The sequence below is a fragment of the Neorhizobium sp. CSC1952 genome, from assembly GCF_030378245.1.
Classification (GTDB): domain Bacteria; phylum Pseudomonadota; class Alphaproteobacteria; order Rhizobiales; family Rhizobiaceae; genus Neorhizobium; species Neorhizobium oryzae_A.
The window spans coordinates 2,155,454-2,181,988 of record NZ_CP128416.1; the positions used below are offsets into that span (position 1 = coordinate 2,155,454).

The following is a 26,535-nucleotide window of genomic DNA, read 5'->3' on the forward strand; positions in this document are numbered from 1 at the left end:
ATTTAAATGATGGTCGCGGCAACTTGAAGGATTGATTCATGGATACCCGCGCTTCTACCCGCCCCTCCGAACCTCGCGCCTTCATCACCCGCGAACGCGTGGGCGTGGCGCTGCTTTTCCTGATGAACGGCTTCATGATCGGTGCCTGGGCTCCGAAGATTCCGGAATTCGCCAGCCGCCTCGGATTAAGCGAGAGCACGCTCGGCCTGATGATCCTGATCTTCGGCCTGGGGTCGCTGGTGATGATGCCGATTGCCGGCAGCCAGATTGCAAGGTTCGGCTCCAGCCGGGTTTCCAAATACACGTCCGTCCTGCTCACGCCGACGCTTCTGCTTCTCACCTGGGTCGGGAACATATGGGCCGGAGCCGTCGCGATCTTCCTGTTCGGCGGGCTGATCGGCGCAATGGATGTGGCGATGAACGCCAATGCGGTCTCGGTCGAGAAACACATGCGCCGGGCCATCATGTCTTCCTGTCATGCCTTCTGGAGCCTCGGCGGTCTCCTGGGATCCTCGACGGGCGGTTTCCTCATCGAGCATATCGGCGTCTCGGCGCATGCGATCCTTGTCACGATCCTCGCCGCGTTGATGATCGCCGCCGCCTGGCCGGTCGTCCTGCACGACGCGCCGCATCCGGACGAACACAAGCGCGGCGGCAGCCGCCTGCCGCTCTCGCCGCTTCCCTGGCTGATCGGCATCATGGCGCTGTTCTGCATGATCCCGGAAGGGTCGATCCTCGATTGGGGCGCGCTCTATATGCGCAACGAACTCGGAGCGTCCGTTACTCTATCCGGCTTCGCCTTTGCAGCCTTCTCGCTCACCATGGCGACCATGCGCTTTGCCGGCGACCTTATCCGCGACCGTTTCGGCGCCGTCCTGACGCTGCGCGTTTGCGCGGTCATATCCATTCTCGGCTTGCTGGTGATCGGTTTCGCACCGAATGCGTCGATCGCGATCGCCGGATTTGCGCTCACCGGTATCGGCATTTCCAACATCGTGCCTATCGCGTTCTCGGCCGCTGGCAACCTGCCGGGCATGGCCGCGGGCGTCGGTCTTTCCGTCGTCACGACCATGGGCTATTCCGGCATTCTCGTGGCGCCCTCGGGGATTGGCTTCATCGCCGAGCATACGGGGCTTGCGGCGGTCTTTGCCGGCCTGTCGGCGCTGATCCTGGTCGTGCTCCTGCTGTCGCCGCTCGCCAGGCACGCGGACAATGCCCATCATTGAGGCCGCGTCGATCCGCCAAGCTGGAAGGAGGCGCGGCGGTGCGATAAAGTGAGCGTCGAGCCGGTTGACAAGCGGCAAACCATACGCCACCTGAAAAGCGCTCCCATTCTGAAGACGACGAGAAACTGAATGTCCTCACCCGTCGATTACGACCCTAAGCCGCGCCGCGCCACCGTTGCCGTCGATGTCGGCGGCGTCATCGTCGGTGGCGGCGCGCCCGTCGTCGTCCAGTCGATGACCAATACGGATACCGCGGACGTGGATGCGACGGTGGCGCAGGTCGCCGCTCTCTACCGGGCAGGCTCCGAAATCGTCCGCATCACCGTCGACCGCGACGAGAGCGCAGCCGCCGTGCCGAAGATCCGCGAGCGGCTGCTGCGTCTCGGCATGGACGTGCCGCTGGTCGGCGACTTCCATTATATCGGCCACAAGCTGCTTGCCGACCATTCCGCCTGCGCCGAGGCTCTCGCGAAATATCGTATCAATCCCGGCAACGTCGGCTTCAAGGACAAGAAGGACAAGCAGTTCGGCGACATCATCGAGATGGCCATCCGCTATGACAAGCCGGTGCGCATCGGCGTCAACTGGGGGTCGCTCGACCAGGATCTCCTGACGACGCTGATGGACCGCAACCAGGAGCAGGGTTCGCCGCTTTCTGCCCGCCAGGTCATGCACGAGGCGATCGTGCAGTCGGCCTTGATTTCGGCCGAGCTGGCCGAACAGATCGGCCTTCCGCGCAACCGGATCATCCTGTCGGCCAAGGTCAGCCAGGTGCAGGACCTGATCGCCGTCTATTCCATGCTTGCGGAGCGCTCCAATCATGCGCTGCATCTCGGCCTCACCGAGGCCGGCATGGGATCGAAAGGCATCGTCGCCTCGTCGGCCGCCATGGGATATGTGCTGCAACAGGGGATCGGCGACACGATCCGCGTCTCGCTGACGCCGGAACCGAACGGAGATCGCACCCGCGAAGTGCAGGTGGCGCAGGAGCTGCTGCAGGTGATGGGCTTTCGCCAGTTCGTGCCGGTCGTCGCGGCCTGTCCCGGCTGCGGCCGCACCACGTCGACGGTCTTCCAGGAACTTGCGCAGAACATCCAGAACGACATCCGCAAGAACATGCCGGTCTGGCGCGAGAAATATCCGGGCGTCGAGGCGCTCAACGTCGCGGTCATGGGCTGCATCGTCAACGGTCCGGGCGAGAGCAAGCATGCGGATATCGGCATCTCGCTGCCCGGTACCGGTGAGACGCCGGCTGCTCCCGTCTTCATCGACGGCAAGAAGGCGATGACGCTGCGCGGCCCCAATATCGCCGCCGATTTCGAGAAACTGGTCATCGACTATATCGAAAATCGTTTCGGCCGGAAGACGGCAGCGGAATAGCCGCTGTGAGCCGATGGCGGTTGTCGCCGAGGCTGCGAGCATGAATCTGAGTCCTGCTGCGGATAACGGGATAATGCACGGATAACACAGGTCCGTTCTCTCATCTGTGGTCAAAGGCAAGGACATGCCGTCTCTCCTCGCTATTGCCGCAATTCATGGTAAATCAGATGTCGCCACAGACGACGGGGACATCGATTACATGCTCAAGAAAATCGCAATCGTTGCGCTTTGCGCGACCTATCTCTCTGCCTGCACCACGACTGACCCCTACACGGGGGAACAAAAGGTTTCCAACACTGCCGGCGGTGCTGCCATCGGTGCCGGCCTAGGTGCGCTTGGTGGCTTGGTCATCGGCGGCGGCAACAAGGGCCGCAACGCGCTGATCGGCGCCGCTATCGGCGGTCTGGCCGGTGGTGCGATCGGCAACTATATGGACAACCAGGAAGCCGAACTGCGCGCGCAGCTTCAGGGCACCGGTGTTTCCGTCACCCGTGCCGGCGACCGCATCATCCTCAACATGCCGTCGAACATCACCTTCGCAACCGACCAGGACCAGGTCATCCCGCCCTTCTACCGCACGCTGGATTCCGTCGCGATCGTGCTCAACAAGTTCGGCAAGACCTATATCGACGTGAACGGCCATACGGACTCGACCGGCAGCCTGCAGTATAACCAGGGCCTGTCCGAGCGTCGTGCCGCTTCCGTCGCGAACTATCTGGCAAGCCGCGGCGTCGACCAGCGCCGCATGTCGACGATGGGCTTCGGTCCGTCGCAGCCGGTCGCCTCCAACGCGACGCCTGACGGGCGCGCGCAGAACCGCCGCGTCGAGGTGCAGATCGCGCCGATCACGCAAGGCTGATTTGAAAAGAGCGAGCCGCCTAGATGCGGCTCGTCAGCAACTTCAGACCGGCGGCGCTGTAGAAGATCGCCATCGTGCCTTCGATCCAGCGCCGCGCGGCCTTGTAGCCGCGCAGGGCATGCGGTGTCGAAAAGAGCATTGCATAGCCGATGAAAATCATCAGGCTGGAGGCAAGGCAGACGCCGACAATCAGGACAATGGCCGTGGCCGGTGCATTTTGCGGCAGGCCGAGAGAGATGATTGCCAGCCAGGCGAAGATCGCCTTCGGATTGGTAACGTGGATCGCATAACCCCGCAGCCATAGCTGGCGGGCGGTATAGCTTGTCCTGATATTGCCGATCGCCGCTTTGGAATCCGGCAGGCGAGCGGATTTATAGGCTTTCCAGGCGAGATAGATCAGGTAGAGGCCGCCCAGCACCTTCAGGATTTCCAGGGCGATGGCGTAGTTGCGCAGCAAGGCCGCCAGTCCCAGTGCTGCGGCACAAGCCCAGGTGAAAGAACCGCAGCTGATGCCAAGTGCCGTGATCAGCCCGGCACGGCGGCCCTGTGAGATCGAGGCGCCGATGATGGCGAAATTGGCCGGGCCGGGGCTTGCGACATTGATGAGATAGGCGACATAGGCTGGCCACATATATGGCAGGTAACTCAGGACGTCCGGCATGCTCTTCTCCCGGAGGTGTTAATTGTCTCGGCTGGCGATGAAGCGTGCCGTCTCCTGCAGAGTAAGCGCCTTTTCGCCATAGGGCGCAAGCAGTTCGACGGCCTCTTCCGTCAAAGTGTCGAGTCGCTCTTCGGCCCAGGCCATGCCATGCAGCGCGACGAGCGTGCCTTTGCCGCGGGCGGCGTCCTTGCCCGTCGCCTTGCCCAGGGTTCCTGCGTCGGAGGTCAGGTCGAGGAGGTCGTCCGCGAGCTGGTAGGCGAGGCCGATCTTCCGGCCGAAAGCCTGCAATCGGTCGCGATGTCCGGGGTCCGATCCGGCGATGATGGCGCCTGCTTCGCAGGCGAAGCGCAGGAGCGCACCGGTCTTCATCGCCTGCAGCGTCACGATGCCGGCTTCGTCCGGCGGGTTCTTTTCCGCCGCCAGATCGAGGGCCTGCCCTCCCGTCATCCCACCGGGTCCTGCGGCCCGGGCAAGGGCAAGGACGAGCTCGGTCTTCAGCCGGTCGGCAAGCTCGGTTTCCGGCGCGGCGATGATGTCGAACGCATAGGTGAGGAGGCTGTCGCCCGCGAGGATCGCGGTCGCCTCGTCGAAGGCCTTGTGCACCGTCGGGCGGCCGCGGCGCAGGTCGTCGTCGTCCATGGCGGGCAGGTCGTCATGGATCAGCGAATAGCAATGGAGGCATTCCAGCGCCACGCCGATCCGCAGGGCGGCGCCGGACGATCCGCCGAGCAAGGCCGCACTCTCGCGGACGAGGAACGGCCGGAGCCGTTTTCCGCCGTTCAGCGATCCGTGACGCATGGCGGCCATGAGATGTGCGGGCCGCGCGATCTCATCGGAGAGACGACTATCCGACAGCAGCGACGAAAGCAGGGCTTCCGTCTCGGCGGCACTCTGCCGCAGGCGTCTCTCGAATGCCGTCTTTGTGTCCGTCATGGCCGCTGTTTGGCATGCCGATTGCCGGCTGGCAACGGCGATTTATCAGGTCACGGGAAGTTTTCGGTACCGGACTCGCCTTGGCCGGATTGAGCGGCTATGAAACCCGAAACGAGGGACGAGCGGGACATTGGACATTACGCCCGAACAGCACGCGCAGGAGGAGGAGCCCGTGAGGGGCGGACGGCGCCGGCACCTATTTCCCAGCGGGGTGATCCGGCGGATGGTGCGGATCGCGATCGCTCTCGTTCTGTTGCCTTATCTGCTCATTTTCATCTATGCCCTGCCGTTCATCCACCCCGTCTCGACGCTGATGCTGTCGGAACTGGTGCTGTTGCGAGGCTACGACCGGCGCTGGGTGGATATCGACGATATTTCTCCCAATCTCGTCCGCTCGGTTATGATGTCGGAGGATGGGCAATTCTGTTTCCACGGCGGGGTCGACTGGACGCAGATGCGGGGCGTCGTGGCGGATGCTCTGGAAGGGGAGACGACGCGTGGGGCCAGCACCATTCCCATGCAGACGGCAAAGAACCTCTTCCTCTGGAACGGCCGTTCCTTCGTCAGAAAGGGGCTCGAACTGCCGCTGGCGATCGGCGCGGATTTCGTCTGGTCGAAGCGGCGGATGATGGAAATCTATCTCAACGTCGCCGAATGGGGGCCGGGCATTTACGGCGCGGAGGCGGCCGCCCAATATCATTTCAAGGTACCGGCCTCGAAGCTCAGCGCCCGCCAGGCTGCACTGCTCGCCGTTTCGCTTCCCAATCCGATCACGCGGGTCGCCGGCAAGCCCAGCCGCGGTGTCCAGCGTCTGGCAGGCGTCGTCGAGCGGAGGGCGCGCAATTCCGGCGATTACATCAAGTGCATTTATGATTGAGTTCTTTGGATTTCATTGGTCGTATCCGGCTGGCGCGATTATAGCCTGAATGAACCAACCGGAGAGGCTCATGGAAAAGCTCACCCTCTATATCGGCAACAAGAACTATTCCTCCTGGTCCTTCCGCCCGTGGATCGCGATGACGGCGGCGGGAATTCCTTTCGAGGACGTGGTGATCCCCTTCGACTTTCCTGCCGGCAATCCGAAGTTCAAGCCGATTTCGCCCACCGGCCGGGTACCGGTGCTCCATCACGGCGATGTCCGGGTGTGGGAGTCGCTGGCGATCATCGAATACGTGGCCGAGCTTTTCCCCGACAAGGGCCTCTGGCCGAAGAGCGCGGCGGATCGCGCTGTTGCCCGTTCGATTTCCATGGAAATGCTCTCGGGCTTCCGGGCGCTGCGCGGTGCCTGCCCGATGAACATCCGCCGGCCGAAGCGCAAGATCGACCTGCCGGACGGGGTGATGGACGACGTCACGCGGATCCAGACGATCTGGCGGGAGCTTCGCGCGAAATCCGGCGGCCCGTTCCTGTTCGGTGCATTTACCGGCGCGGATGCGATGTTCGCACCCGTCGTCAACCGCTTCGATGTCTACGATCTGGTGGCGGATGACGAAACGCTCGCCTACATGGCAGCGATGAAGTCGCATCCGGCCTGGCTGAAATGGCAGGAAGCGGCCCTGATCGAACCATGGATCGTTCCGGAAGACGAGGCATAGGCGGAATTCGCGAAAATTTCCGGCTGGGGACTGGTCAAAGCCCCGCCGGGCATGTATAAGCCCGCCAAATTTCCGAGATCGAGACGTGATGAGTTCGGCCTCAGTTGCGGCCGGGGATCATGTTTTGCACGAAGTGGAGTAACAGAAATGGCTGTACCGAAGAGAAAAACGAGCCCGTCGAAGCGCGGTATGCGCCGCTCCGCTGACGCGCTCAAGGCCCCGACCTATATCGAAGACAAGAACTCCGGCGAACTGCGCCGTCCGCATCACATCGACCTGAAGACCGGCATGTACCGTGGCCGCCAGGTCCTGACGCCGAAGGAAAACGCGTAAGCGTTTGCCGCGAAAGTTCGCTTGAAGGGCCGGCTTTGCCGGCCTTTTCTGTTTCTGCGATGCCTGTATTGCGACCCGTCCACCGGGCCGCCACGTCTCGATCGGCTTCTGAAAGCTTTTAGAGATTGTCCAGCCGGTTCTGAAGGTTGCGGAGCTGTTCCTTCAGCTCGTCGATATCCTTGGAATCCGCCTTTTTGGCAGCAGGCTGAGACTGTTGAGCGGTGAAAGGCGAGAACATCTGCAGAGCCTGTCGGAACATTTCCGTGTTGCGGCGCACCTGTTCTTCCATCATCTGCATCGGGACCTGCAGGTTCTTCCCGAGCGGCGTATCGCCGAAGGCGCGCGTCATCTGTTCGCGCATCTGCGCCTGCTGGTCGGTGAAGGTCTTCATCGAGTGTTCGAGGAAGGTCGGCACGACCATCTGCATCTGGTCGCCGTAATAGGAAATCAGCTGCCGCAGGAATGAGATCGGCAGCAGCGTGTTGCCCGTTTTCGATTCCTGTTCAAAGATGATCTGCGTCAGCACCGAATGGGTGATGTCCTCGCCCGTCTTGGCGTCCTGGACCACGAATTCCTCGCCCTTTTTCACCATCTTCGCCAGGTCCTCCAGCGTCACGTAGGTGCTGGTGCCCGTATTGTAGAGGCGCCGGTTGGCATATTTCTTGATTATGATTTCGCCTTCGGTCTTCGCCATGATTGCCTCCTGCTCCCGTCAATATGGTTTGGTTTTTATGAATGGCATGCTTCTCCCGACAGGAATGTAAGCCTAAATGACGCGGGCTGACAATCGATTTGTGCGGCGCGGCGACCGCTTTGTTGCGCAGCAAATTCGCGGAATCTAAAGATCATTTTCGAAAGCGTTTGCGGCGTGCCGGAATGTTCGAGCCTGATTGACGCTCGTTTGACTCTGGGACCAAGCTTTGTCAGTCTCGTCTGCAAATACCGAATAAGAGGAGACGTCCATGACCAATCCATCCATCGTGATCGCATCCGCTGCACGTACCGCCGTCGGCTCGTTCAATGGCGCGTTTGCCAATGTCCCGGCGCATGAGCTGGGTGCCGCAGCGATCAAGGGCGCGCTTCTTCGCGCAGGTGTCGATCCATCCGAAGTGGACGAGGTCATCCTCGGCCAGGTGCTGCCGGCCGGCGAGGGCCAGAACCCGGCCCGTCAGGCGGCGATGAAGGCCGGCGTGCCGAAGGAGGCGACCGGCTGGGGCGTCAACCAGCTTTGCGGCTCGGGGCTTCGCGCCGTGGCACTCGGCATGCAGCAGATTGCGCTCGGTGACGCAAAGATCATCGTCGCCGGCGGTCAGGAATCCATGTCCATGGCGCCGCATTGCGCGCATTTGCGCGGCGGTGTGAAGATGGGCGATTTCAAGATGATCGACACCATGATCAAGGACGGCCTGACGGATGCCTTTTACGGCTATCACATGGGCATCACGGCAGAAAATATCGCCCGTCAATGGCAGCTTTCCCGCGACGAGCAGGATCAGTTCGCCGTCTCCTCCCAGAACAAGGCGGAAGCTGCCCAGGCCGCCGGCCGTTTCAGGGACGAGATCATCCCCTACGTCATCCAGACGAGAAAGGGTGACGTGACGGTGGAGAACGACGAATATATCCGCGCGGGTGCGACGCTCGACGCCATGGCGAAGCTCCGCCCGGCCTTCGACAAGGAAGGCACGGTGACGGCGGGCAATGCATCCGGCATCAATGATGGTGCGGCTGCAGCCGTGCTGATGACGGAAGAGGAAGCCGCTCGTCGCGGCATTACGCCGATGGCGCGCATCGTTTCCTGGGCAACGGCTGGCGTCGATCCCCAGATCATGGGAACGGGGCCGATCCCGGCCTCGCGCAAGGCGCTGGAGAAGGCCGGCTGGCGGATCGGCGATCTCGATCTCGTCGAAGCCAATGAAGCTTTCGCGGCGCAATCCTGTGCCGTCACCAAGGATCTCGGCCTCGATCCTTCGATCGTCAACGTCAACGGCGGAGCCATTGCGATCGGCCATCCGATCGGCGCTTCCGGAGCGCGTATCCTCAATACGCTGCTCTTCGAGATGAAACGCCGTTCCGCGAAAAAGGGACTTGCCACGCTCTGCATCGGCGGCGGCATGGGCGTCGCCATGTGCCTCGAAGCCATGTGATGGCTGTGGCATTTGTGGATGGCTAGCCTGCCAGCGCAGCCGGACTGCGTCGGCGGGCTATCGCTCTGACGAAAGCCTGTCAAAATAAGTCAGTATCCGATCACGTAGAAGGATCGGAGCGATACCGGAAGGGGAAGGCAGCATGAGCAGAGTGGCATTGGTTTCGGGAGGAACGCGGGGAATCGGCGCGGCGATTTCCAGTGCGTTGAAGGCTGCGGGTTATCGGGTCGCGGCCAATTTCGCCGGCAACGACGAAAAAGCGAAGGCCTTCCACGACGAGACCGGCATTCCGGTCTTCAAGTGGGATGTATCCGATTATCAAGCGTGCGTAGAAGGCATCGGCAGGGTCGAAGCCGAACTCGGTCCTGTCGAAATCCTCGTCAACAATGCCGGTATCACCCGCGACGGCATGTTCCACAAGATGACCCCGGACCAGTGGAACGAGGTGATCGGCACCAACCTTACCGGCCTCTTCAACATGACGCATCCGGTCTGGAGCGGCATGCGCGAGCGCAATTTCGGCCGGGTGATCAATATCTCTTCCATCAACGGCCAGAAAGGGCAGATGGGGCAGGTGAACTATTCTGCCGCCAAAGCCGGCGATCTCGGTTTCACCCGGGCGCTGGCCCTGGAGGGCGCTGCGAAAAACATCACCGTCAACGCCATCTGCCCGGGCTATATCGCCACCGAAATGGTGCGCGCCGTGCCGGAGAAGGTGTTGAACGAGCGGATCATCCCGCAAATTCCGGTCGGACGCCTCGGCGAGCCGGAAGAGATTGCCCGATGCGTCGTGTTCCTTGCCTCCGACGAGGCAGGCTTCATCACCGGATCGACGCTCACGGCAAACGGCGGCCAGTTCATGGCCGGCTGATGTCCGACGTTAACCCCTTGGCCGGTTTGTGCCTCAAAACGTGCGTCGAGCCTGCCGATTTTATGGTTAACATATTGTTTTCCTACGACATATCGTGGTGAACAAACCGGGAAACAAACGATGTCGCCGATTCGTCGGCGATTCGTTCCGGCTTTGGACAAGAGGTTAACGCCGAGGACTTTCAGCCAAAACAAAAACCGGCGCCGATTGCTCGGGCGCCGGTCTTGAAGGCCTTGAATTGCCGATCGATGATCAGCGGCAACGTGCTTCGTAGGTGCGGCCATAACGGTCGCGGTAGACGCAGTAGCCGCGGCGTTTTTCGGACTCGCCGATCGCAGCGCCGACGAGGCCGCCTGCGACGGCACCAACCGCTGCACCGCCCCAGCTATTGGTGGCAACACCGCCGATCACCGCGCCGGTACCGGCGCCGATCGCCGTTCCGCGCTCGGTGGAGGTGCAGGAGGCCAGAGCGCCGATCATGCAGCCTACTATGAGAATCTTCTTCATGTCAGTTTCCCTTCCCTTTGGTACACACGGCTGCGCCGCTCTTAGATCCTGCCCATCAGCAGCAGGATAATGATGATCAGGACGACAAGGCCCAAGCCGCCCGACGGGCCATATCCCCACCCCCGGCTATAGCCCCAATTCGGCAATGCGCCAATCAATAGCAGGATGAGGATGATGAGCAACACGGTTCCGAGCATGATTTTTCCACTCCGCTAGGCAATCTGGTACGGATTTGGCGAGAAAACGTAGCTCAACGATTTTTGTTCCAGCACTCAAAGCCGCTACCCTGTCACGTGTGGTTAAAAGACGTTAGCCGACGTTAACACGCGCATGAATGATTCGGATGCGGATGCCATCGTCTTCCGGGTTTCTTGCGTCTCATCCTGGCGTTCACCTACCACATGTTGTGAGAACAAAAGCGGAAAGCGGGGATGTGAGCGATTCGTCAGCGATTCGTTCCAGCTTTGATCCGAATCTTAATTTCAGCCTCGTCTCAACGTCCAGAACGCTGAATCCGTTTAAAAAAGGTTAATCATATCAACGGATTGACTCTTCAGATTCTCTGTGAACGTCCCCTCCGGAACGGCTCTTGGGCCGGTCGGGGGAGAAAATGCCGTCCCGATTCAGGATGTCGTGGTGGCGAATGGAGTCGGATCAATATATAGTCGTGAACAAAGGCTGAATCCCCTTGAGTCTGCGATTCGTCTCCGATTCGTTCGCGTCTGTTCTTTCGCCGGAAGGAGCCTCTTCCTCAAAGGCCGGCTCAAGCCCGGGACTGCAGGGATTCTTCGGTTGCAAAACCATTCTTCAGGCTTGCGTTTAGGGGCGCGGATCGCCATGTGTGGCGTGGCTCCGGGTTTTCGCGGAAGCGGAAGCCGGTGCCTTATCTGATTGCGCGGAACCTGGCTTTGAATTTCCAGCCCATGATGCTTAGCGGGCGCGGCGTAACCGCCGTCCTCGGCCCCACCAATACCGGCAAGACCCATTACGCCATCGAGCGCATGGTCGCGCACGGCACCGGCGTCATCGGTTTGCCGCTGCGGCTGCTGGCGCGCGAGGTCTATACCCGTTTGGTGGAGAAGGTCGGAGCGCCGCAGGTCGCGCTGGTGACCGGCGAGGAGAAGATCACTCCGCCTCATGCCCGCTTTTCGGTCTGCACCGTCGAGGCGATGCCGCGCGAGACCAAGTCCTCCTTCGTTGCGATAGACGAGGTGCAGCTCGCCGGCGATCTCGAGCGCGGCCATATCTTCACCGACCGTATCCTGCATTTGCGAGGCCGCGATGAAACCCTGCTGCTCGGCGCGGCCACCATGCGGCCGATCCTCGAAAAGCTGCTGCCGGGGATAACCGTCGTCGAGCGTCCGCGTCTGTCCCAGCTCTTTTACGCGGGTCAGAAGAAGATCACCCGCCTGCCGCAGCGCTCGGCCGTCGTCGCGTTTTCGGCCGACGAGGTTTATGCGATCGCCGAACTCATCCGCCGCCAGCGCGGCGGCGCGGCCGTGGTGCTCGGCGCCCTCAGCCCGCGTACCCGCAATGCCCAGGTCGGGCTCTATCAGGCAGGCGATGTGGAATATCTCGTCGCGACCGACGCGATCGGCATGGGCCTCAACCTCGATGTCGACCATGTCGCCTTCGCGCAGGACCGGAAATTCGACGGCTATCAGTTCCGAAACCTCAATCCGGCCGAACTCGGGCAGATTGCCGGCCGTGCCGGCCGCTATCTCAGGGACGGAACATTCGGCGTGACCGGTCAGGTCGAGCCGTTCGACGAGGAATTGGTGGAGCGGATCGAAGGACACCAGTTCGATCAGGTGAAAGTTCTGCAGTGGCGTTCGAAGAACCTCGATTTTTCTTCCCTGCGGGCACTGCGCGAAAGCCTCGATGCGCCGCCGACCGTGCCGGGGCTTGCCAGGGCGCTTCCCGCGACGGACAGCCAATCCCTTGATTATCTTGTTCGTTATCCGGAGATCAAGGATACCGCGACGACGCCGGAACGGGTCGAGAAACTGTGGGAAGCTTGCGCCCTGCCGGATTACCGCCGAATTACGCCGGCGCAACACGCTGACCTCATTTCGACTCTTTTCTCCGATCTTGTGCGCTACGGGACGGTGAACGAGGATTTCATGGCCGAACAGGTCCATCGTGCCGATCGGACCGATGGCGAGATCGACACGTTATCGGCCCGAATCGCGCAGATCCGGACCTGGACCTACGTCTCCAACCGCCCCGGCTGGCTTGCCGATCCGACACACTGGCAAGAAAAGACACGGGAAATAGAGGATAGGTTGTCGGACGCGTTACATGAAAGGTTGACGAAACGCTTCGTTGATCGCAGGACATCTGTGCTCATGAAGCGCCTGAGAGAGAATGCGATGCTGGAAGCTGAAATCAGTGTGAATGGTGATGTCTTCGTGGAGGGGCATCACGTCGGGCAATTAGCCGGATTCCGGTTCTCGCCCGTTGCGGGAGCGGAAGGCCCCGATGCCAAGGCGGTGCAGGCGGCCGCCCAGAAGGCGTTGGCGCTGGAATTCGAGGCGCGCGCAGCGAGACTCTATGCGTCGGGCAACAGCGATTTCGCCGTCGGCTCCGACGGTTTCGTGCGCTGGCTCGGCGAACCCGTCGCCCGTCTTGCCGCAAGCGACCACGTCATGCGTCCGCGCGTCATCCTTCTGTCCGATGAACAGCTCACCGGCAACGCCCGCGAGCATGTGCTCGCCCGTATCGAGCGCTTCGTCAATCATCATATCGCGACCGTCCTGAAACCGCTCGACGACCTGTCGCGCGCCGAGGACCTCCAGGGTCTTGCCAAAGGGCTTGCTTTCCAGCTCGTTGAGAATCTCGGGGTGCTCTTCCGCCGGGATGTCGCCGACGAGGTCAAGTCGCTCGATCAGGATGCGCGTGCCTCGATGCGCCGCTACGGCATCCGCTTCGGCGCCTATCATGTCTTCATGCCGATGCTGCTGAAGCCGGCGCCGGCCGAACTGATCACGCTCCTCTGGGCGCTCAAGAACGACGGTCTCGACAAGCCGGGATACGGCGATCTCATTCCTGCGCTCGCCGCCGGCCGCACCTCGGTCGTCGCCGATCCGGGCTTCGAGCGGATGTTCTACAAGCTTGCGGGCTTCCGGTTCCTCGGCAAGCGTGCGGTGCGCATCGATATCCTCGAGCGCCTGGCAGACCTCATCCGCCCGCTCCTTCAGTGGAAGCCCGGTACGACGCCGCGCCCGGAAGGGGCCTATGACGGCCGCCGCTTCACGACCACCACCGCGATGCTCTCCATTCTCGGCGCGACGCCGGACGATATGGAGGAGATCCTGAAGGGTCTCGGCTATCGCGCCGATTCCGTGAAGGCGGAAGAGGCGCAGGCTTTCCTGGCAAGCCAGGAGGCGAGCACCACGGGCGCTGCCGCTGCCACTCCGGAAACGGCGGAAGAAGTGTCGGAAGCCTCGCCGGCCGACGACGCGGATGCAGGCGATACCGCGGAAGCTTCGCCGGAAGTGATTGCAGCCTCCGCTCCGGCCGAAGAGGTCGCGGCAGAACCGGTGGCCGCCGAGCAGGCGGAGCCGGCTCAATCCGAAGCTGCGAAACCTGCCGAGGCGGAAGAGCCGAAGCCGGTTCTCCTCTGGCGCCCAGGCGGCGGCCGCGACAACCAGAGGGGCGGGCGCCCCCAGCACGGGGACCGTCGCGGGCATGGCGGTCAGCGCCACGCCGCCGGTGAAGCGGGCCAGGGAGGCCAGGGGCGCCGTGACGACCGGCGGGACGGCGAACGCCGAGACGCGCGTCAGAACGCCGACAGGGATCGCGATCGTGAACGCCGGGACGGCGGCAGGCCCAATCGTGACAACAATCGTGGTGATCGGCCGAACCGCGGGGAGCGTCCCGACGGCGGACAGCGCCCGGATCGGAACGACCGCGGCAAAGCGCCGCAGCCGGCCCGTTTCGAGGCCAGGCCGCCGCGCAAGGAAAAGCCGATCGATCCGGACTCGCCCTTTGCAAAACTTGCAGCTCTCAAGGAGCAGATGAAGAAGTGAGGCCATGACGGAGAAGGAGCCACAGGACGGTTCGCGCCAGCGTATCGACAAGTGGCTTTTCTTCGCCCGCATGGTGAAGTCCCGTTCGCTGGCGCAGTCGCTGATCGCCGCCGGTGCGGTGACGGTGAATGGAGAGACCTGCAGCCAGCCAAGCCGGGTGATCAAGCCGGGTGACCGCGTCGAGCTTCTCCTGGAGCGGCGGGATGTCGTGCTGATCGTTCGCGCGGGCGGTGTCCGCCGCGGCCCGTTCGAGGAGGCCAGGCTCCTTTACGATGACCTGACGCCGCCGCCCGGCGAGCGGAGGCGGCTCACCCCATTTGAGCGCGCCCAGCGGGGCCTCGGCACGGGCGGGGCCGGCGGTGGCGATCGCTGAGGGCCCGAACCCGGGAAATCGCGGCTCCGGAGAATAAAGCTTCCCCCAAACGGGCTTCGGAAAGATTGTTTATCCTTGCTAAACAAGGCCAAAGGCTTTACCTGACAGTCGAAAAGCCGGATCGCCTGCCTCCTGTTCTCTTCGCAGTCAAGGTTTCGCCTCTCCCGGCTTTCCGGTGTGCCGGCGCCTCTCCATGCCGTCGGCTCCGCCGCTGATCCGCGATAGTCCTGGAGTGCCGCATGACGTATGTCGTGACCGACAATTGTATCCGCTGCAAATATACCGACTGTGTCGAAGTTTGCCCGGTCGATTGTTTTTATGAGGGCGAAAACTTCCTCGTCATCCATCCGGACGAGTGCATCGACTGTGGTGTCTGCGAGCCGGAATGTCCCGCCGAGGCGATCAAGCCGGATACTGAGCCGGGCCTCGACAAATGGCTGAAGCTGAACGCGGAGTTTGCTCAGATCTGGCCGAACATCACGGTCAAGCGCGATGCCCTGCCGGAGGCCAAGGAGATGGACGGCGTCGAAAACAAATACGAGCAGTTCTTCTCTCCCGAACCTGGAAAGGGCGATTGAACCCTGCCGGAAGGGCATGGCTGGACAAGGGTTCCGAATCGCTTTGCCTTTTTGTTGTGCAGAAGGCGGGCGTTGCCCTCTGTGCGCATGCAAAAGCAAATTATTGATTTCCGCACTTTTTTGTGGTAGACAACGAGAACTGTTCCACAAGGCGGCACTCGCGTGCCCAAAAAACATCACGAAAGCAACAGATCACCCAAAAACGCGGTATCCGTGGCATTGCAAGGCTTGATTGTTGTCGGTTGCAATTGGCAATGGGGTCTGTTTTTCGCGCGCGTTGGTCGGACCAGTATGGAGTGACCCGACGGTTTTCCCCCGTCTCATCCGGGCCTGACAGACCCGGTTTCCCCGACCCGAAAAACGGGTGAGTAACAGGGAGTTTGTGAAACGAATGACGACCCAGCAGAAAAAGAATTCTCCCGCACGCCAAGGTTTCAAAACCGGTGAATCGATTGTTTATCCCGCTCATGGCGTAGGTACGATTACCGCCATCGAAGAGCAGGAAGTCGCGGGCATGAAGCTTGAGCTTTTCGTAATCGATTTCGAGAAGGACAAGATGCGCCTCAAGGTGCCGGTTGCGAAGGCCGTGAGCATCGGCATGCGCAAACTGTCCGAAACGGATTTTGTCGAACGTGCTCTTAAAGTTGTTCAGGGCAAGGCTCGCGTGAAGCGCACCATGTGGTCGCGCCGCGCTCAGGAATATGATGCGAAGATCAATTCGGGCGACCTGATTTCGATCGCCGAAGTGGTGCGTGATCTCTATCGCGCCGAAAACCAGCCCGAGCAGTCCTATTCCGAGCGCCAGCTCTATGAAGCTGCGCTTGATCGCATGGCCCGCGAAATCGCGGCTGTGAACAAGATGTCCGAAACGGAAGCCGTTCGCCTCGTCGAGGTCAATCTCGCCAAGGGGCCGAAGCGCGGCAAGACCCTCGATGAAGACGAGGCCCAAGAAGAAGCTGCCTGATCCCCCGCAGCTTATAACATTTTTTAAAAGCCCGGCCTTGTGCCGGGTTTTTTATTGGAACTTTTTCCCGCGCTCCGCGTTTTCTCGCCGGTACGGCGAACCGACCTCACAGCGGTTCTCGTCCTGAAGACGCAGTGCGGGGCGAATATCAGGCGCTTCAGCCGATGTGAAATCCCGCGGAATGCAAACGAGGGGAGCAAGGCAGCAGGAGCATCCACCGCCGTTCGCGTCGCAGGTACGGTGACGGGGTTTCGCTGTTTTGTCGGATCAAACCGTTCACGGAGAGCACGATGACAGCCATGTCCGCAGACCGCACGATGATCAAGATAGCAATGGCGGCTCCTTATCTCGCACGAGACGAGGAGCGTGATCTGGCGGTTCGCTGGAAGGACGATCAGGACCAGGATGCACGCAACCAGATCGCCCTTGCACATATGCGTCTCGTGATCGCCATGGCCTCCAAGTTCCGTGGCTTCGGATTGCCGATGAGCGACCTCGTACAGGAAGGGTATGTAGGGCTGCTCGAAGCGGCGGCAAGGTTTGAACCTGCTCGCGACGTGCGTTTTTCCACTTATGCAAGCTGGTGGATCCGTGCATCCATGCAGGACTATATCCTCCGCAACTGGTCGATCGTGCGGGGCGGCACCAGTTCCGCCCAGAAGGCTCTCTTCTTCAATCTTCGCCGGCTGCGCGCCAAGCTTGCGCGCGGCGACTCGAATCTGACCGCCCGTGCCATCCATGAGGAGATCGCCGTGGCGCTGGGCGTGAGCGTTGCCGACGTTCAGACCATGGATGCCCGTCTTTCCGGCAGCGACGCGTCCCTGCAGGCGCCATCGATCGCCGGGGATGCCGATAGCGGCGAGCGGCTCGACATGCTTGCCAGCGCCGAACCTTTGCCGGACGAACAGGTTTCCGGCATGATCGACGGAGAACGGCGCCTGAAATGGCTGCAAGGTGCGCTCACCAAGCTCAATGAACGGGAAAAGAAGATTATCCGTGCCCGCCGCCTGACGGATGAGGGCGCGACGCTCGAAGCGCTCGGCGCCGAACTCGGCATTTCCAAGGAGCGTGTGCGGCAGATCGAAAGCCGCGCGATCGAGAAGCTCAAGTCGGCGCTGGTTTCCGCCAATCCGCAGATGGCTGCCGCCTGCTGAGGCGACGCCGCTTGCTTATTCCGAAATGATCTTGACCTTTTGGCCGGGCGAGACCGTTGCGCCGGCGGGCAGCGCGTTGATGAGCTTGAAAAGGTCGAGCTTGCGGTCCGTGCCCATCATCCGCGCCGCCAGTGAGGCGAGGGTATCGCCCTGCGCGGCGGTAACGATGCGTACCCTCAGCGGCTTGAGGGTAGCGATTTCCTGGGGTGTCATGCGGCGGAAGCTTCTGCGCAGCGTCTCGGCAGTTACCTCGAGTGCGGGACTTCCTTTTGGTACCGCCGTCAGGAAGCGGAAGATCTGATTGTCGACGCGGACGACGGTGACGTCGAAGTCCCAGCGTTCTGCGGAGGCGCGCGCCGTGGCGGCGGGAAGTCCGTTGACCTGGATCGCGCGCACCGTATCCGGCTGCAGCCCGGCCACCCAGCCGCTCGTCAGGTAATTGGTGAGGCTGTTGTTGTCGCCGGCGGCGACGCCGTCGAAGCGGATCGCAGCCTCCCCGGGGCCGGTGGCCAGAACGGCTTCCACCTTGTTGTCGATGCGGAAATCCGGCGGCACATCAAACCGGATGCCGAGGCCGCCATGCATGAAGGTCTGGCCGCGGACATAACCCTCCTGCGGGCTGTCGCCATAGAGCAGGCCGTCTATGCCGGCGAGATAATAATCACGGCCCCGGTCGCCGACGCTGCCCTCCTGGCCGAAATTGCGGGCATGGCGACGTGCCAGATCGACGCGCTGGGCCGAATTCGGGTGGCTCGACAGGAAATCGAGGCTCTGGTCGCTGTCCGGGTCGACCGCCGAATAGCGGGCATAGGCGGCCATGGAATCCAGGAAGCGGGCTGCGGCGTACGGGTCGTAACCTGCCTCGCCCAGCATCCGGACGCCGATCACGTCGGCCTGCAATTCCTGCTGACGGGAGAATGCCGCGAGGCGGAGCTTGCCGCGGGCGAGCGCCTGCTTGCCGGCGAGGTCGCTGGAAAGCACCTCGGAGACAACTCGGCTTGCAATCACTTCCGCCTCTTCGCGCCGCTGACGTTCAATGCCGTGGTTGGCGGTCACGTGGCCCATTTCGTGCGAGAGTACCGCCGCCACCTCGGAGGCGTCGTTGGCGAGCGCCAGGAGGCCGCGGGTGACGTAGAGATAGCCGCCGGGCAAGGCAAAGGCGTTGATCGCCGGCGAGTTCAGGATGGTGATGCGGAAAGACTGATTGGGGTTTTCCGAGACGGCGGTCAGCGCACCGACGATCCGCGCGACCAGCCGCTCGGTCTTGGCATCGCGGTATTCTCCGCCGTAGCTTGCCACGATTCGGGGATGCTCCCGTGCGCCCATCTGCGCGCGGGGATCGTTCTTCTGTACTTCGTCGACGATCTGCGGCGAATTGGAGGGAGCGACATTCGGCGTATAGGCCTGCTCGAAGATCGACTGGCAGCCGGCCAGCATCGCGCCGCTCAGCAAAACAGCGCTGAGGGCTTTAAAGCCGGGCATGAAACGGGTTCTTGGCCAGACAGCCGAGATCACTCTGTCGCGCCTCATCGTCCTCGTGTTCCGCACCACCATTCCCAAGGTCCGCCATCCGGCTCCGGAGACTCATTCTCCCGGGCAACCGGTTCTTTCTTCCATGTTCCGCTTAGCGATTTTCGCGTCGCATGCACAGACATCTTATTGAGATATGCCTTACTGGCGCGTTTGCAAAGAAAATCCCCGCAGCACCCCAGCGATTGCCATCGTGGCACGTCCAAATTGTGGCGGGCTGGATAACGGACGGTTCAGCGAGTTTTGAACCGCGATCGGATCCGCTTTCCCTCAACCGGACAGGAAATCGGCGATTGCCGGAATGTCGCGCCGACCGAGAAACTCCTTTGCCGGTGCCTGGAGCAGAATCCGGCCATGGTCGATGAAGATCGCGTGCTCGGCGAGCCTTCCGACTTCGTCCGGATCATGCGTGACGATCAGCACCGTGTTGCGGGCTTCCCGGTGCAGGTCGAGAAGAAGGTTCGCCATCGAAAGCCGCAGGCCGGGATCGAGCGCGGCAAAGGGTTCGTCCATCAGCAGGACAGGCTTCCGGCGCACGAGGGTTCGCGCGAAGGCTGCCCTCTGCCGCTCGCCGCCGGAGAGCGTGCCAGGCATGCGTTTATCGAAGCCGCCGAGGCCGACGCGCACCAGCGCCTCCGAGATCGCTTTCCGGTCTTCCGCGGAAAGTTTCAGGGATGGGCTGATCCCCAGGCCGACATTGGTGAAGAGATCGAGATGGGTGAAGAGATTGTTGTCCTGGAAGATCAGCGAGACCGGCCGTTCCGAAGGGTGCTTGTCCGTCGCATCGTCGCCGGCGATCACGACGCGCCCCCGGTCCGGCGTCTCGAAGCCGGCGACGAGGTTCAGCAAGGTCGACTTGCCGGAGCCGGAAGGGCCGGTGACCGCCGTGACCGCTCCGGCGGGCAATGCGCAGTCGAAACGGAAATCCTTCGTCCCAAGCCTCAGTTCCACCTTCTCCAGGACGATGCCGTCAGCCATGCTTCGCCTCCCTTTGCCCGGCCGTGCCGAGCATTGCCAGGCCCAGACAGATGATGCCGAGGATAAGCGCCAGTCCGTCCGCGTCGTTGGTGCGATAGCTGGATAGCCGGCTATAGACAAGCCAGGGCAAGGTGGTAAGTTCGCCGGAACCGAAAAGCGCCACAGCTCCGAGATCGCCGAGCGACAGGGCCATCGCGAAGGAGAATGCCGTCAGGAGCGGCTTTGCGAGAACCGGAAGATCGATCCGCCACAGCCGGGACAGACCGGAAATGCCGAGGCTCGCCGAGAGCCTGCCCGTCCGTTTGCGATGCGTTTCGATGGCCGGCGCCAGGACGCGCATGACGAAAGGGAGCGCCATCAGCGCGTTGATGGCGGCCACCAGCACCGGTGCGAAGCGCGCCACATCGCCGAGGGGTCGCAGCATGAGAAACCAGCCGGTGCCGAGCACGACGGGCGGAACCAGCAATACCAGATAGGACGTGCCGCCTAAAAGAGCGGAGAACCCCTTGGCAATTCTGCCGGGCCGTTTCATGTCGGCGACGGCTTCCCGCGCGGCAACGATCGCCAGCGATACAAGGATCGTCAGAAGCCCGGCCGCAAGTGCGATCGCGAAGCTCGTCCGGGCGGCGCGGAGGAAAGCCGCACTGGTGACGAGGCTCCAGAGATTGGCTCCGAGCCCTGCGGTCGCGATCGATGCCAGGGGCAGGATGAGGAAAGCCGTGGCGAGCAGGATGGCGAGCACATCCCAGAACAGTGCCGGCAATGTCCGGCCGTCGAAACGGCGGGTGATCCGGCCGGCCGTCGCACCGGCATCGTCGGGCGTGGGAAACAGCGTAATGACGAGCAGGATCAGCGCCGTCATGCCGATCTGCGGGAACGCGAGCGCAATGGCGCGGGGCGGGTCGAAATCGAAGCGCAACGATTGGTAGATCGCCACCTCCAGCGTGGTCGCCGCCGGTCCGCCGCCGAGCACGAGGACGAGCGTGAAGCTTGTCGCGCAGAGCATGAAGATCAGCCCGGCGATGCCGGGAATGACGCGCCGTACGGCCGGCCATTCGATGAAGCGGAAGACGGAAAGGGGCTTCATGCCGAGGCCGGCGGAGAGCGGCCAGTATTCGGCCGGAAGCCGCTCAAGCGCCGCGAGCAGCAGCCGGGCCGCGAGGGGCATGTTAAAGAAGACATGGGCGAGGAGGATGCCAGAGAGGCCGTAGATGCTGACCGGCTGCTCGAGGCCGAGCTTCAACAGCAGGCTGTTGATGATGCCCTGCCGGCCCCAGATGCCGATCAGCCCCAGCGCGCCGATCAGCACAGGCAGGCCCATCGGCAAAGCCATCAGCCGGACGATCCACAGCCGTCCCGGAAAATGCGGGCGGCGGGCGAGCGCCAATGCCACGGGAATTGCGAAGGCAATCGATAGGGCCGTCGAGAGCACGGCCTGCCACAGGGTGAAGCGCAGGATGCGCCACGTATAGGCGGTGAAGAGCCTCGTCTGGGTGCTCTCCACGTCCCAGGACAGCAGGACGGCGATCGGCGCGCCGGCGAAAAGGGCGATGCCGAGGAAGCTCGTCAGGCCCCAGGCGATCCCTCTTCTTCGCTCGGCGTGCGTCAGCAAGATAGAGACCTTAGTTCCTGCTCATGGCAGTGAGCCATTCGTCGATCCAGGCCTGACGGTTCTTGGCGATTTCATCCGAACCCATCAGGAAGGTCTTCTTGGGCTGCACCAGTTTACCGAAGGCTTCCGGCAGCGGTTCGGATGTCTCCGCGGCAGGCATCATCCAGTTGGTGGTCGGAATGACATCCTGAAATTCAGGGGAGATCATGAACTTCAGGAACTGCCTTGCAAGATCCTTGTCGGAGGACCCTTTGAGCATGCCGCCCACCTCGATCTGGATGTAATGGCCTTCCGAGAAGGATGCCGCCTGGTAGCGGTCGGTCTTTTCCTCGACCATATGATAGGCGGGAGAGGTCGTATAGGAGAAGACCATGGGCACTTCGCCCTTGGTGAACAGGCCATAGGCCTCCGACCAGCCGGGGGTCACCGTCAGCACGCGGTTCTTGAGTTTCGCCCAGGCTTCCGGCGCCTGGTCGCCGTAGACGGACTTCATCCAGAGCAGCAGGCCGAGGCCCGGGGTCGAGGTGCGGGGATCCTCGATGGCGATCTTTTGCGAAGGATCGCCATCGACAAGCTCCTTCAGGCTTCTCGGCGGGTTCTTCATGACCTTGGTATCGTAAACCACGGCGAAATGGCCGTAATCGTACGGGATGAAGGTGTCGTCGCTATAGTTGCCCGGCACCTTGACCGCGGAAATGTCGAGCCCGTGCGGTTCGAAAAGGCCGGTCGCCTTCGCCTCCGAGATCAGGTTGGTATCGAGGCCAAGCGCGATATCGGCATCCGTGTTTTCACCTTCCAGCTTGAGACGTGTGAGAAGCGCCACACCGTCCGCAACGCCGACGAAATCGACCTTGCAGGCGCAGGTCTTTTCGAAAGCTTCCTTGACCTTGGGGCCTGGACCCCAGTCGGAAACGAAGCTCTCATAGGTATAGACGGTCAGCGTCTTTTCTTGAGCGTGAGCGGATACGGAAAGGAAAAGGCCGGTTGCGGCCGCGAATATCGAGAGAGCGATCCTGCGCATCAGCGCCTCCTTTATTTACGATAAGGGGAATAGGCGCTGGTCATGAGCCGTCTAATCCCTCCGCCGGTGTTAACCGGATCAGGTTCCGCGGGTTGGCAAAGCCTCTCAGCCGCGTCTGGCGCGGCACCCCGTTAGAGCAGATCAGATGTAACGGCGGCGGGATTGACTGGCAAGGGGGCGTCGCGATCAGGCGGCGCCCATGTCCATGTACATGACTTCCCAGACATGGCCGTCGGGATCCTGGAAACTGCAGCCATACATGGGACCCATCTCGATATTCGGCTTCCATTCGCCGCCACCGGCGCCAAGCGCCTTCGCCTTGAAGTCGTCGACCTCGGCGCGGCTTCCGGCGGAGAGGCAGTTCAGCACTTCCTTGGTGCGCCTGGCATCGGCAATCTCGCCGTTGATGAAGCCCTGGAATTTCTCATGTTGGAGCAGCATGACGTAGATCTGCTCGCTGACGACCATGCAGCTCGCCGTCTCATCGGAAAAGTCGGGATTCCTGGTAAAACCCAGTGCCGTGTAGAAGCGTGTCGCGACTTCGACATTTGCGACGGGCAGGTTCACGAAAATCATTCGCATGCAAGTTCTCCTCTTCGCCTTCAACCTATACGCACGTGATCGTGCGTTCTACCCAAGGACGAAGAAGGAAACGTGACTCCGACATGAAAGGGGCGAAATTTTTCGCCTAACCCGAATTCTGCCGGAAGACCTTGAGTTCGCGCGGCACGATGGCCATCGTCCCCAGGCGGTCGGCGATCGCATAGTCGATCGACTGTTCCAGGACCTGAGGCGCTACCGGCTTTGTCAGGACACCCAGAAAGCCTTTCTCGCCGTCTTCGATGTCGTCCGGGTTTCCGGTCATGAAGATCACCGTTATCCCATATCGTTCGGCAAGTTGCCGGCCGATGTCCGGTCCGGTCCGGCCGTCTGCGAGATTGACGTCGACGATGGCGATATCGGCCCGTGAGGCCAATTCCAGGGCGTGTTTGCGGGCATTGGCAAAACCTGCCACCTTCAAGCCCATGTTCTCAACGGTTTCGGCTATGTCGAGCGCGATCAGAAACTCATCTTCGATGATCAGCACCTGTTGATTCATCGCTTCCCTGGGCAGCCGACGACGCGGTACTTTTGTCAGCATTGGACGTCCCCACACGGTTTCCGGTTCCCAATTCGGGCCGATGACGCAGCCGGCGTTCAGCCCACGAATGCGGATCGAACGGGCAGGGGACGGGAATGTTCCGTTATGCGACAGATTTTGCGCTCTAAGCGGTTGTTATAGTTAACAATCCGTTGCTCAGCCTTCCAACTCTTCTCGCAGCAGCTCGAGATCGAGCCATTCCTCTTCCATCTTCGTGAGGCTTGCCCGCAATTTCTCCATTTCCGCCGCGAGCTTGTTGAAGGCGGCCGGGTCCCTGGTGAAGAGATTGGGATCCGCCATCTTTTTCTCCCGCGCGGCGATTTCGGCTTCAGCCTTGGCCATTTCCTTCGGCAGGTTTTCGAGTGCGAATTTCTGCTTGTAGGAAAGTTTTCCCTTGGTCTTCGACGCTTCCACAGGCAAAGCTGCGGCCTCTGCCTTCGGCTTTTCCGCCTTCTCCGCCCTGCGCCTTTCCTCCTGCGCGCCCTTCCGCTGGGCGAGCATGTCCGTGTATCCGCCGGCATATTCGATCCAGCGGCCGTCCGGCGTCTCCGGATTGGCAGGCGCTATCGTGGAAGTCACGGTGCGGTCGAGAAAATCGCGGTCGTGGCTGACGAGGATGACGGTTCCGTTGTAGCCCGCGACGATCTCCTGCAAGAGGTCCAACGTCTCGATGTCGAGGTCGTTCGTCGGCTCGTCTAATATCAGCAGGTTCGAGGGTCTGGCCATGATGCGGGCGAGCATCAGTCGGGCGCGCTCGCCGCCCGACAGATTCCTGATCGGAGTGCGGATCTGCTCCGGCTGGAACAGGAAGTCCTTCATGTAGCCCGCCACATGCCGCTGCTCGCCGTTGACAAGCAGCGTTTCGCCGCGTCCGTCCGTCAGATAGTGCGAGAGGGTCTCTTCCGGGTTCAGGTCTTCGCGCTTCTGGTCGAGCGTTGCGATTTCCAGATTGGTGCCGAGCTTCACCGTGCCGCTGTCCGGCGCAAGCCCACCCGTCAGCATCTTCAGAAGCGTCGTCTTGCCGGCGCCGTTCGGGCCGACGAGGCCGATCCGGTCGCCGCGATGGACTCGGATCGAAAAGGGCGCGACGATCGGGCGATCGTAGGCCTTGGTGATGTTTTCGGCTTCGATTACCAGCTTGCCGGATTCTCGGCCTTCGGTGATCTGCGCTTGCACCGTGCCTTGTGGCCCCTTGTGGCCGCGATAGCTGGCGCGCATGGTCTGCAATTCGCCGAGGCGGCGCATGTTGCGCTTGCGCCGCGCGGTGACGCCGTAGCGCAGCCAATGTTCCTCGCGCTCGATCGCCTTGCCGAGCTTGTGTTGCTCCAGTTCCTCGGCCTCCAGTACCTCGTCGCGCCAGACCTCGAAATGGGCGAAGCCCCTATCCAGTCGCCTGGAGGCGCCGCGGTCGAGCCAGACGGTGGCGGTCGAGACCTTTTCGAGGAAACGGCGGTCGTGGGAGATCAGCACCAGCGCGCTCTTCGTCTTGCGCAGCTCGTCTTCCAGCCATTCGATGGTCGGCAGGTCGAGATGGTTGGTCGGCTCGTCGAGAAGCAGGATATCCGGCTCCGGCGCCATGACGCGGGCGAGCGCCGCGCGGCGGGATTCCCCACCGGAGAGGGTCTTGGGATCCTCCTGTCCGGTGAGGCCCAGATGTTCGAGCAGATAGGTGACGCGATAGGGATCGTCGCCGGGGCCGAGACCCGCTTCCGCGTAGGCCTGCACGGTCGAGTAACCGGCGAAATCCGGCGCCTGTTCGAGATAGCGGATGGTGGAAGAGGGGTGGCGGAAAACCTCGCCCGATTGCGGCTCCACCATGCCGGCGGCGATCTTCATGAGCGTCGACTTGCCGGAACCGTTGCGGCCGACCAGGCAGATGCGGTCGCCCGGCTCCACCTGCAGGCCGGCGCCGGCCAGCAGCGGCGCGCCGCCGAAGCTCAGAAAGATGTCGTCAAGTTTGAGAATCGGGGGCGCCAATCTTAGGCTCCTGTAAAGTCATAGGGGCGAGCAAGGATCATCGCCCTGCCGCTCTTTAGATGGAATTCCAGCGGGCCTTCCGCAACATTCGAGACCGTACGGGAGGAGCCGAAGGGCAGTGAAAAGTTTTCCAGCGGATAACGCGCGCCGATAATGTCGAGCCCTTCGAGCGCCGAGAAACCGACGATCGAAAAGAGCGAGCCCTTCGGCAGGTCGAGCACCTTTTCACCCGGCAGCAACGGGAGGGCCTCCTCTTCGCCGGACGTCAGCAGGATATCGAAGCCGCGCTCGGCAAGGCTCATGGCGTGAAGGAGATGCTGAAGCGCATGGTCGCTGCGTTCGCCGCCGAGCGCGCCGGCAAAGATCAGCTTCGTGGCGCCGCGGTCGATCGCTTCCGCCGTGGCGATTTCTCCGTCGGTCTCGGTCTTGGCGGGCGGGTAGGTCCGCTGCTCCACATCCGGCCATTGCCCGGCAAGCTCGGCATCGGTGGAATCGAAATCGCCGACCCAGAGTTCCGGCTGTGCGCCGAGTGCTGCCGCATGCCGCATGCCGCTGTCGGCCGCGATGAAGCGGCTGGCGCCGACCGCCTCTCGCAGGCGGTCGGTGACGGTGAGATTGCCGCCGAGCAGAATGGTGAACGTCGAATGGCTCATGGGCATTGCCCATA

General features: G+C 62.0%; 26 protein-coding genes and 1 riboswitch. Of the genes, 13 read left to right on the forward strand and 13 right to left on the reverse strand.

From position 1 onward, the window contains the following. Positions 1-38: 38 nt before the first annotated feature. The 3 genes from QTA58_RS10590 (at position 39) to QTA58_RS10600 (ending at position 3,465) form a co-directional block, all read left to right on the forward strand. Positions 39-1,226: an MFS transporter gene (locus QTA58_RS10590; RefSeq protein WP_085419779.1), complete on the forward strand. Its 1,188-nt coding sequence runs from the start codon at positions 39-41 to the stop codon at positions 1,224-1,226. Positions 1,227-1,355: 129 nt separating this feature from the next. Next, entirely contained in the window at positions 1,356-2,606 is a 1,251-nt protein-coding gene (gene ispG / locus QTA58_RS10595) for a flavodoxin-dependent (E)-4-hydroxy-3-methylbut-2-enyl-diphosphate synthase (protein ID WP_289672739.1), read from the forward strand. A gap of 199 nt (positions 2,607-2,805) precedes the next feature. Beyond that, on the forward strand, positions 2,806-3,465 hold the full coding sequence (locus tag QTA58_RS10600) for an OmpA family protein (protein ID WP_289672740.1): 660 nt from the start codon (positions 2,806-2,808) through the stop codon (positions 3,463-3,465). Between the two features lie 19 nt (positions 3,466-3,484). Here the strand turns inward: QTA58_RS10600 and QTA58_RS10605 are convergent, their stop codons facing one another. Both QTA58_RS10605 and QTA58_RS10610 read right to left on the reverse strand, forming a co-directional pair. After that, positions 3,485-4,126 carry a LysE family translocator gene (locus QTA58_RS10605; protein WP_289672741.1) on the reverse strand — a complete coding sequence of 214 codons (642 nt, stop codon included), beginning with the start codon at positions 4,124-4,126 and terminating at the stop codon, positions 3,485-3,487. 18 nt (positions 4,127-4,144) lie between these two features. Then, on the reverse strand, positions 4,145-5,059 hold the full coding sequence (locus QTA58_RS10610) for a polyprenyl synthetase family protein (RefSeq protein WP_289672742.1): 915 nt from the start codon (positions 5,057-5,059) through the stop codon (positions 4,145-4,147). A gap of 223 nt (positions 5,060-5,282) precedes the next feature. On the opposite strand from QTA58_RS10610, the gene mtgA reads away from it, so the two are divergent. The 3 genes from mtgA (at position 5,283) to rpmF (ending at position 6,987) form a co-directional block, all read left to right on the forward strand. Further along, the gene (mtgA, locus tag QTA58_RS10615; RefSeq protein WP_289673114.1) at positions 5,283-5,936 is read left to right on the forward strand and encodes a monofunctional biosynthetic peptidoglycan transglycosylase; all 654 of its coding nucleotides are present in this window, start codon (positions 5,283-5,285) and stop codon (positions 5,934-5,936) included. A gap of 70 nt (positions 5,937-6,006) precedes the next feature. Further along, on the forward strand, positions 6,007-6,654 hold the full coding sequence (locus QTA58_RS10620) for a glutathione S-transferase family protein (protein WP_289672743.1): 648 nt from the start codon (positions 6,007-6,009) through the stop codon (positions 6,652-6,654). A gap of 147 nt (positions 6,655-6,801) precedes the next feature. Next, a complete protein-coding gene (gene rpmF, locus QTA58_RS10625; RefSeq protein WP_003535764.1) occupies positions 6,802-6,987 on the forward strand; it encodes a 50S ribosomal protein L32 in 186 nt (61 codons plus the stop codon). Positions 6,988-7,105: 118 nt separating this feature from the next. Here the strand turns inward: rpmF and phaR are convergent, their stop codons facing one another. Then, positions 7,106-7,681, reverse strand: a complete 576-nt coding sequence (gene phaR / locus QTA58_RS10630; RefSeq protein ID WP_085419773.1) for a polyhydroxyalkanoate synthesis repressor PhaR — start codon at positions 7,679-7,681, stop codon at positions 7,106-7,108. A gap of 268 nt (positions 7,682-7,949) precedes the next feature. On the opposite strand from phaR, the gene QTA58_RS10635 reads away from it, so the two are divergent. Together QTA58_RS10635 and QTA58_RS10640 are read left to right on the forward strand one after the other, a co-directional pair. Next, on the forward strand, positions 7,950-9,131 hold the full coding sequence (locus QTA58_RS10635; protein ID WP_289672744.1) for an acetyl-CoA C-acetyltransferase: 1,182 nt from the start codon (positions 7,950-7,952) through the stop codon (positions 9,129-9,131). Between the two features lie 142 nt (positions 9,132-9,273). Further along, on the forward strand, positions 9,274-10,002 hold the full coding sequence (locus QTA58_RS10640; protein WP_289672745.1) for a beta-ketoacyl-ACP reductase: 729 nt from the start codon (positions 9,274-9,276) through the stop codon (positions 10,000-10,002). Positions 10,003-10,254: 252 nt separating this feature from the next. Here QTA58_RS10640 and QTA58_RS10645 read toward each other — a convergent pair whose 3' ends face one another. Together QTA58_RS10645 and QTA58_RS10650 are read right to left on the reverse strand one after the other, a co-directional pair. Further along, complete coding sequence (locus QTA58_RS10645; RefSeq protein ID WP_085419770.1) at positions 10,255-10,509, reverse strand: YMGG-like glycine zipper-containing protein; 255 nt, start codon at positions 10,507-10,509, stop codon at positions 10,255-10,257. 41 nt (positions 10,510-10,550) lie between these two features. Then, on the reverse strand, positions 10,551-10,706 hold the full coding sequence (locus QTA58_RS10650; RefSeq protein ID WP_081952972.1) for a DUF3309 family protein: 156 nt from the start codon (positions 10,704-10,706) through the stop codon (positions 10,551-10,553). A 705-nt stretch (positions 10,707-11,411) separates the two neighbouring features. Between QTA58_RS10650 and QTA58_RS10655 the strand changes: the two genes are divergently transcribed. The 5 genes from QTA58_RS10655 (at position 11,412) to QTA58_RS10675 (ending at position 17,609) form a co-directional block, all read left to right on the forward strand. Beyond that, positions 11,412-14,540, forward strand: a complete 3,129-nt coding sequence (locus QTA58_RS10655; protein ID WP_289673116.1) for a helicase-related protein — start codon at positions 11,412-11,414, stop codon at positions 14,538-14,540. Between the two features lie 4 nt (positions 14,541-14,544). After that, positions 14,545-14,913, forward strand: coding sequence for an RNA-binding S4 domain-containing protein (locus QTA58_RS10660; protein WP_289672746.1), 369 nt, complete (start codon positions 14,545-14,547; stop codon positions 14,911-14,913). Positions 14,914-15,152: 239 nt separating this feature from the next. Beyond that, the gene (gene fdxA, locus QTA58_RS10665; protein ID WP_085419768.1) at positions 15,153-15,491 is read left to right on the forward strand and encodes a ferredoxin FdxA; all 339 of its coding nucleotides are present in this window, start codon (positions 15,153-15,155) and stop codon (positions 15,489-15,491) included. Positions 15,492-15,882: 391 nt separating this feature from the next. After that, positions 15,883-16,455 carry a CarD family transcriptional regulator gene (locus QTA58_RS10670; RefSeq protein ID WP_085419767.1) on the forward strand — a complete coding sequence of 191 codons (573 nt, stop codon included), beginning with the start codon at positions 15,883-15,885 and terminating at the stop codon, positions 16,453-16,455. Positions 16,456-16,745: 290 nt separating this feature from the next. After that, positions 16,746-17,609, forward strand: coding sequence for an RNA polymerase factor sigma-32 (locus QTA58_RS10675; protein ID WP_085419766.1), 864 nt, complete (start codon positions 16,746-16,748; stop codon positions 17,607-17,609). A 15-nt stretch (positions 17,610-17,624) separates the two neighbouring features. Here QTA58_RS10675 and QTA58_RS10680 read toward each other — a convergent pair whose 3' ends face one another. The 8 genes from QTA58_RS10680 to QTA58_RS10715 form a co-directional block, all read right to left on the reverse strand. Continuing rightward, positions 17,625-19,091, reverse strand: a complete 1,467-nt coding sequence (locus QTA58_RS10680; protein ID WP_234810845.1) for a M48 family metalloprotease — start codon at positions 19,089-19,091, stop codon at positions 17,625-17,627. A 318-nt stretch (positions 19,092-19,409) separates the two neighbouring features. Beyond that, positions 19,410-20,117 (reverse strand): ATP-binding cassette domain-containing protein, encoded by a 708-nt coding sequence (locus tag QTA58_RS10685; protein WP_289672747.1) that lies wholly within the window; start codon positions 20,115-20,117, stop codon positions 19,410-19,412. Beyond that, on the reverse strand, positions 20,110-21,732 hold the full coding sequence (gene thiP, locus QTA58_RS10690) for a thiamine/thiamine pyrophosphate ABC transporter permease ThiP (protein WP_289673118.1): 1,623 nt from the start codon (positions 21,730-21,732) through the stop codon (positions 20,110-20,112). The genes QTA58_RS10685 and thiP overlap by 8 nt, the downstream gene beginning before the upstream one ends. A gap of 7 nt (positions 21,733-21,739) precedes the next feature. Then, entirely contained in the window at positions 21,740-22,765 is a 1,026-nt protein-coding gene (thiB, locus tag QTA58_RS10695; protein ID WP_289673120.1) for a thiamine ABC transporter substrate binding subunit, read from the reverse strand. Between the two features lie 23 nt (positions 22,766-22,788). Next, positions 22,789-22,891: riboswitch (TPP riboswitch) on the reverse strand. A gap of 45 nt (positions 22,892-22,936) precedes the next feature. Next, positions 22,937-23,332: a VOC family protein gene (locus tag QTA58_RS10700; RefSeq protein WP_289672748.1), complete on the reverse strand. Its 396-nt coding sequence runs from the start codon at positions 23,330-23,332 to the stop codon at positions 22,937-22,939. A 106-nt stretch (positions 23,333-23,438) separates the two neighbouring features. Then, a complete protein-coding gene (locus QTA58_RS10705) occupies positions 23,439-23,891 on the reverse strand; it encodes a response regulator (RefSeq protein WP_289672749.1) in 453 nt (150 codons plus the stop codon). Positions 23,892-24,047: 156 nt separating this feature from the next. Then, positions 24,048-25,868 carry an ABC-F family ATP-binding cassette domain-containing protein gene (locus tag QTA58_RS10710; RefSeq protein ID WP_289672750.1) on the reverse strand — a complete coding sequence of 607 codons (1,821 nt, stop codon included), beginning with the start codon at positions 25,866-25,868 and terminating at the stop codon, positions 24,048-24,050. Between the two features lie 2 nt (positions 25,869-25,870). Then, positions 25,871-26,521: a thiamine diphosphokinase gene (locus tag QTA58_RS10715; protein ID WP_289672751.1), complete on the reverse strand. Its 651-nt coding sequence runs from the start codon at positions 26,519-26,521 to the stop codon at positions 25,871-25,873. Positions 26,522-26,535: the final 14 nt, after the last annotated feature.